5 protein-coding genes are annotated in these 6,534 nt (G+C 68.7%); 3 read left to right on the top strand and 2 right to left on the bottom strand.

Translation table 11 applies throughout. The annotated features are described in order from the left end of the window. Positions 1–516 (bottom strand): glycosyltransferase family 87 protein (locus tag GWK61_RS51815; RefSeq protein ID WP_194921551.1); only part of this gene is annotated, 516 nt, incomplete at its 3' end. 550 nt (positions 517–1,066) lie between these two features. On the opposite strand from GWK61_RS51815, the gene GWK61_RS51810 reads away from it, so the two are divergent. Continuing rightward, positions 1,067–1,855 (top strand): sirohydrochlorin chelatase, encoded by a 789-nt coding sequence (locus GWK61_RS51810; protein WP_194921550.1) that lies wholly within the window; start codon positions 1,067–1,069, stop codon positions 1,853–1,855. A gap of 225 nt (positions 1,856–2,080) precedes the next feature. Here GWK61_RS51810 and GWK61_RS51805 read toward each other — a convergent pair whose 3' ends face one another. Continuing rightward, complete coding sequence (locus GWK61_RS51805) at positions 2,081–3,304, bottom strand: FUSC family protein (protein WP_194921548.1); 1,224 nt, start codon at positions 3,302–3,304, stop codon at positions 2,081–2,083. A gap of 175 nt (positions 3,305–3,479) precedes the next feature. Between GWK61_RS51805 and GWK61_RS51800 the strand changes: the two genes are divergently transcribed. Next, positions 3,480–4,256, top strand: a complete 777-nt coding sequence (locus tag GWK61_RS51800; protein WP_194921546.1) for an HAD family hydrolase — start codon at positions 3,480–3,482, stop codon at positions 4,254–4,256. After that, the coding region (locus tag GWK61_RS51795; protein ID WP_194921544.1) for a glycoside hydrolase family 65 protein at positions 4,253–6,534 on the top strand (2,282 nt) is incomplete at its 3' end. The genes GWK61_RS51800 and GWK61_RS51795, both read left to right, overlap by 4 nt.

Genomic DNA, 6,534 nt, shown 5'->3' with positions numbered 1-6,534 from the left:
TTCGCGACCTCGCCCCAGCCCGGCCGGCCGGACCAAGTCGGCGACGATCAGGAGCATCAGGATCGTGTTGATCTGCCCGGTCCAGAAGTTCGACGAGATCGGCGCCAGCGAGAACGCCGCCACGGTCCCCGCGGCCGTGAACAGCGCGCGCCGCCGCTCCTGCACTCCGACCGCTCCGAGCACGACCCACACCGTCGCCTCCAGGGCGAGCGTGCACAACGCGGCCCACACCGGGACCGCCGCCGCCATCGGCAGCAGCCCGATCGGGACCATGAAGATCCCGGCGAAGGGCGGATACGTGAACTGCAATCCGTTGTAGCTGGCGAAGTCGTAGAGCGGCTTGCCGTGCGCGATGGCAGAGCCGCCGCCGTGGTAGACGGAGAGGTCCGATCCGGAGTCGGCGGTGCCGTAGACGAGGTGCGCCACCAGCGCGACGCACGCGGCGATCGCCAGCGCCGGCGCCCAGTACACGGGAGGGATCCCGATCCGCCGCGTCCCGGTCTCGTCCTGGTCCATGCGCCGCTCCCACTCTGTGTGGCCCGGTGCATCCGCCAGGTGTCGACGGACGACGCAGGGGAGGTGCCCGCCACCCGCGCCGTCATAACTGGTTGGTCGCCACAGGTTGACGCAGTCTCAGAGATGCGTCGGACGCAGGGTTCTGCAACACTCCGAGCGGCCCGGAGCACGTGCGGTTTTTCCCCTTTCACCGGGGAATACGCTCCCTGAGTTTCTCCAGCGCCGCCGCGAACTCCGATTCGGACATAACCTGTCCGGCCTTCTCGCGCCTATGTGACTCCCAGATGGCCTTCATGCATATTGCCGCTGTTGTGCGAGCCCTGCCGAATGCGGCCTTCCTCGATGCTGCGAATCTCATCCCAGCGGAGAATGTGGGTGCGAACTGAGTTGCGGACCTTAGAAACATTGGTCGCCTCTCACCGCGATCGGCCTCACCCGTTCGTGTCTTCGGCCGGGTGCGATGGCCGGACGTGCGCTAGAAATGATCTGTGGTAACTCAGCGCAACGACGACGGGGACGCTATTGCCCGCGCGGTTTCCGGGGCGCGGCGGTGACCGTCCCGGAGCCGGATGCGGCGCGGGCTGCCGTGGTGATCGTCGGCGGTCATGAGGGCGGCGCCGAGGTGGCGGTCGAGCCCTTGGTCGAGCAGGGGCCGTTGCTGCGGGCTTCGTCGGCGGGCGAGCTGCTGGAGCGCGCGGTGCGGCAGGCTCTTGACGGCACGGACCTGCCGGTGTGCGTCGTGCCGATGACGCTGGGGCGTGATCCGCAGCTGGTCGCCGATACCGCTCGGACGCTGACATGGCTGAGCCGCGGTGCGGTCGCGGGCCGGGTGATGCTGGCCGAGCCGTTCGGGAACGCGACGCTGCTGACCGGGTGGCTGCGGGTCGCTGTCGCGCGAGTCGTCGACCCGGCCGACTCGCCGAATCTGGCGGTGCTGCTGACGGCCAAGGCCGCCAATTCGTTCGACGACGCCGAGCTGTTCCGGATCGCGCACCTGGTCAAGACGCGGGACGACCTGCCGTGGGTAGAAGTGGCCCTCCGCGGCGGCGAGCCCGATGTCGCCGAGGGTGTCGAGCGTTGTCGGCAGCTCGGGGCACGCCAAGTCGTGGTGGTTCCTGCGGACTTCGGTCCTGCCACGGACGCTCCGATCGCGGAGGTTGTCGACGGCGGGCCGCTCCTGATGCCCTCGGAGGTGTCCGGGATGCTGGCCACGCGGATCGCCGCGTCGCTGCTCAAGCTCAGTCGGGGCGACGACGGGATCGCCGCCGGGCTGGATGCCGATCACCAGCACGGACACGGTGGGACCGCTTGGCGCGAGTCCGACTACGACGAAGACTGATCGGGAGTCACGCAGCAGCCGGCACGACGCAGACGGGCACGCCTGCGCCGGATTTCGCCAGCCACCGGACTCGCAAATCGACCGGCGCGGGCGCATCGGCCGACTCAGCCAGCTCAGCCCTCCCGCCGAGCCAGCCGACCAAACCACCCGACCCGACCCACCCGCGCAAGCCGCCTGAGCCCGGCCAACCGCGCAGACGATTCGTGGCAGGCGGACTCAGCCGGCTCAGCCCTCGCGCCGAGCCGGCCGCCAGCCCCGCACAAGCCGCCTGAACCCCGCCAGCCGCGCCGACCGCTCGTGGCGCGCAGCCGCAGCGCGGTCCAGCTCCTCCATCAACCGGCGCGTGCGGTGCTCCAGGTCCATCTCGTCCAGGATCCGGTCGATCTCGGCCAGCAGGGAGCCGTGCAGCTGCCAGGCGTAAGGGTGTTGCTGGACGCCGCGCAGCAGCATGTCGGCGACGGTCTCGCGGTGGTCCCACGCGGCCGACAGCTCGGCCGCCAGCCGGTTCTCCGCCTGCTCGGCGTTGTCGCTGACCGGCGTGGTCACCAGCACCGCGTAGCTGACCATGGCTGCGCCGACGTCTTCCAGCAGCTCCTGGAGCGCCTGGGCCGTGTCGGCTGGGAACAGGGGCTCGTCTTCGTTGCGCCGCTTGGCCAGGTCGGTCATCGAGCGGGCCAGGACGCGCACCACGACCACGCAGATCTCCAGGGTGTCCAGGCCGGTGCGCAGCACCAGGCGCGCGAGCAGGCCCTCGCTGATCCTCGGGTTCAGGCGCAGGCTGTCCTCGGCCTGGCGCAGCGCGGCGTCCACGTCGGTGACGGCCTGGTCGAGTCGGCGCGCCTCATACAGCCGGCCCGCGGCCCGCTCGACCGGGACCGGCCCGTCCAGCTCCTCGCCGAGGCCCAGCAGCAGGTTCCGGGTGCGGCGGGCCAGCCCGACGATCGACTCGGCGGCCGGGTCCACCCAGACCGGCGGGGCCAGCACGACGTTGAACAGCAGCCCGACACCGGCCCCGATCAGCGTCTCCAGCACCCGGTCCCACGCCTGGGAGGCCAGCTGGGTCACACCCAGGACCAGCATCGCGCTGATCGCGACCTCGTTGACGAACTCGCCGACCCGGATGAACTGCCCGACCGTGAGCGCGGCCAGGATGATCAGGCCCAGACTCCACCAGGACAGCCCGACCACGGCGCTGAAGCCGACCGCGATCAGCACCCCGGCGACCACGGAGATCACCCGCCGGACGCCGGTGGTGAGCGTGGCGTACAGGGTCACCTGCACGACGAGCAGCGCGGTCAGCGGGGCCGTCAGCGGAGCCGGCTCGGAGCTGAGCCGCACCGCGACGGCGTAGGACAGCACCGCCGCGGCGGTCGCGCGGACCGTCCACATCACGACCGGGTCTTTGCGGTACCGCAGCAGCGACGCCGCCCGGGCCGGGAACCGCGGCATCTGTTCCAACCCTCCCCTGGCGGCAACGACGATGAACGGAAGATGCCCGCCGGACGGGATCCGAACCGGCACGATCATCGAATCTGCCCCGCAGACACCGGCCACGTCCCGCTCATGGAGCAGGCGCGGCGGCTTCGCCGAGTCAAGACGTCCCGGTTGTGGGCGAATAGATCACATGGACGATGGAGCTGCATCCCCGACGGCATCCCCGACGACCGGTCTGCCGGAACGGATCCGGGCGTGCCTGTTCGACCTGGACGGTGTGCTCACCGAGACGGCGACGGTGCATGCTGCGGCGTGGAAGGAGATGTTCGACGCCTACCTGCGCTCTCGTCCCGGGCCTTTCGTGCCGTTCGATCCGGTGGCGGACTACGACACGTACGTCGACGGCAAGACCCGGGCTGATGGGACCAGGTCGTTTCTGGCCTCGCGGCACATCGAGCTGCCGGACGGCTCCCCCGATGACCCTCCGGGTACCGAGACGGTCAACGGCTTGGGCAACGCGAAGAACGAGATCGTCCTGCGGCTATTGGACTCCGACGGCGTGCACGTCTACGCCGGTTCGGTCCGGTATCTGAAGGCTGTGCAGGCGGCGGGGTTGCATCGGGCGGTGGTGTCCTCCAGCGCCAACTGCGCCAGTGTGCTGAAGGCGGCAGGGATCGCCGACATGTTCGAGGTGCGGGTCGACGGGGTGACCATCGAAAAGGAGCATCTGCCGGGGAAGCCGGCTCCGGACACGTACCTGGCTGCGGCCAAGGCATTGGGGGTGGACCCCGATCAGGCTGCGGTATTCGAGGACGCCATCGCCGGTGTGCAGGCCGGACGAGCCGGCAAGTTCGGGTTCGTGGTGGGTGTCGACCGGGTCGGACAGGCCGACGCCCTGCGCGCCGCCGGAGCCGACACGGTCGTCACCGACCTGGCCGACCTCCTCGGCAAGGCAGCCCAGTCATGATTCAGCATCCATCGTATGCGGTGGAGCCGTGGAGCCTGCGGGAGACGGAGCTGGGCCTGGAGGTGCTGGGTCAGAGCGAGTCGGTGTTCGCGTTGGGTAATGGGCATATCGGGTGGCGGGGCAACCTCGATGAGGGCGAACCGCATGGCCTTCCCGGGTCTTACCTCAACGGTGTCTACGAGTCGCGGCCGCTGCCGTATGCCGAGGCCGGGTATGGCGATCCGGAAGCGGGTCAGACGGTCATCAACGTCACCAACGGCAAGGTGATCCGGCTGATGGTCGACGACTCGCCGTTCGACCTGCGCTATGGACGTTGCGTGGGTCATGAGCGGGTCCTGGACTTCCGGACCGGTCTGCTGGACCGTCAGGTGCAGTGGGAGTCGCCGGCCGGCAAACAGGTGAAGGTGCGCTCCACCCGGCTGGTATCGCTGGTACAGCGCTCGGTTGCGGCAATCTGCTACGAGGTGGAGGCCGTCGATTCCGAGCTGTGGGTGGTGATCCAGTCCGAGCTGGTCGCCAACGAGGAGATCCCGCAGGCCGCCGACGATCCCAGAGTCGCAGCCGTCTTGGAGGCGCCGCTGCGGCCGGAGGAGCACAGCAGCCGCCCGGCAGGTGCGGTGCTGGTGCACCGCACCGCTGTCAGCGGGCTACGGGTCGCCGCCGCGATGGACCACCAGGTGCAGGCGCCGCCGTCGCTGAATGAGACCGTGGAATGCTTCGAGGACCTGGCCCGATACACGATCACGGCCATCCTGAAGCCCGGTGAGCGGCTACGGCTGATCAAGTACGTCACCTACGGCTGGTCCCAGCAGCGCTCCGAGCCTGCGGTCAGGGCCCAGGTGGAGGCCGCGCTGGCGGCCGCGGTCCGCACCGGCTGGGACGGCTTGGCCGCCGAGCAACGCACGTTCCTGGATGATTTCTGGGCTCGCGCCGATGTCGAGGTCGAAGGGGACGCCGAGATCCAGCAGGCCGTCCGGTTCGCGTTGTTCCACATATTGCAGGCCGGGGCCAGGGCCCAGAACCGGGCCATCCCGGCCAAGGGACTGACCGGCACCGGATACGACGGCCACGCCTTCTGGGACACCGAAACCTTCGTCCTTCCGGTGCTGACCTACACCGTTCCGCACGCCGCCGCCGATGCCTTGCGGTGGCGCTGCGACACCCTTCCGCAGGCGTTGGAGCGCGCCAAGCAGCTGGGGCTGAAGGGTGCTGCGTTTCCCTGGCGGACTATCACCGGGGCCGAATGCTCCGGGTATTGGCCGGCCAGCACTGCGGCGTTCCACGTCGGCGCCGACATCGCCGATGCCGTGATCCGCTACATCACCGCCACCGGCGACACCGAGTTTGAGAAGACCACCGGTCTGGAGTTGCTGATCCACACCGCTCGGCTGTGGCGGTCGTTGGGGCACCACGACCCGCAAGGCCGGTTCCGCATCGACGGGGTCACCGGACCCGATGAATACTCTGCGATCGCCGACAACAACGTCTACACAAACCTGATGGCGCAACACAACCTGACCTGCGCCGCCATGGTCGCCGAACGCTACCCCGACAAAGCCCTGGAACACGGTGTCAACGCCGAGGAAGCAGCATCCTGGCGCGACGCCGCCACAGCCATGTACGTGCCCTACGATCACGCCGCCGGCATCCACCCGCAATCGGATGGCTTCACCACCCACGAAACCTGGGACTTCGCCGGCACCACCCCCGAGCAGTACCCACTGCTGCTGCACTTCCCCTACTTCGACCTGTACCGCAAACAAGTCGTCAAACAAGCCGACCTCATCTTGGCCATGCACCTACGCCCCGCAGCCTTCACCGATGAGCAGAAAACCCGCAACTTCGACTACTACGAAACCCTCACCGTCCGCGACTCCTCCCTATCAGCCTGCACCCAAGCAGTCATCGCCGCCGAAGTCGGACACCTCCAACTCGCTGGCGACTACCTCGCCGAAGCCGCCCTCATGGACCTCGACGACCTCGAACACAACACCCGCGACGGACTCCACGTCGCCTCCCTCGCCGGAACCTGGATCGCCCTCGTCGCCGGACTCGCCGGCATGCGCGAACACGACGGCACCCTGTGCTTCAAACCCCGCCTCCCCGCAGACATCACCCGCCTCGCCGTCAACCTGTGCCTGCACGACAGCAGACTCCGCATCGAAGTCACCGCCACCACCGTCACCTACCAGCTTCTTGACGGCCCCACCCTGCAGATCCTGCACCACGACCAGCCCATCGACGTCGCCGCCGACAACCCCTGTCTCTTATACACCTC

Origin of the sequence: Catenulispora rubra (assembly GCF_015356825.1) — a bacterium.
Classification (GTDB): domain Bacteria; phylum Actinomycetota; class Actinomycetes; order Streptomycetales; family Catenulisporaceae; genus Catenulispora; species Catenulispora rubra.
Note: the sequence above shows the minus strand (reverse complement) of the source record. Positions and strands in the feature narration are given on the sequence as shown.

Coding starts and splice junctions, on each gene's coding strand:
- GWK61_RS51805 (WP_194921548.1), bottom strand. CDS start 3,304: ATGCCGCGGTTCCCGGCCCGGGCGGCGTCGCTGCTGCGGTACCGCAAA.
- GWK61_RS51800 (WP_194921546.1), top strand. CDS start 3,480: ATGGACGATGGAGCTGCATCCCCGACGGCATCCCCGACGACCGGTCTG.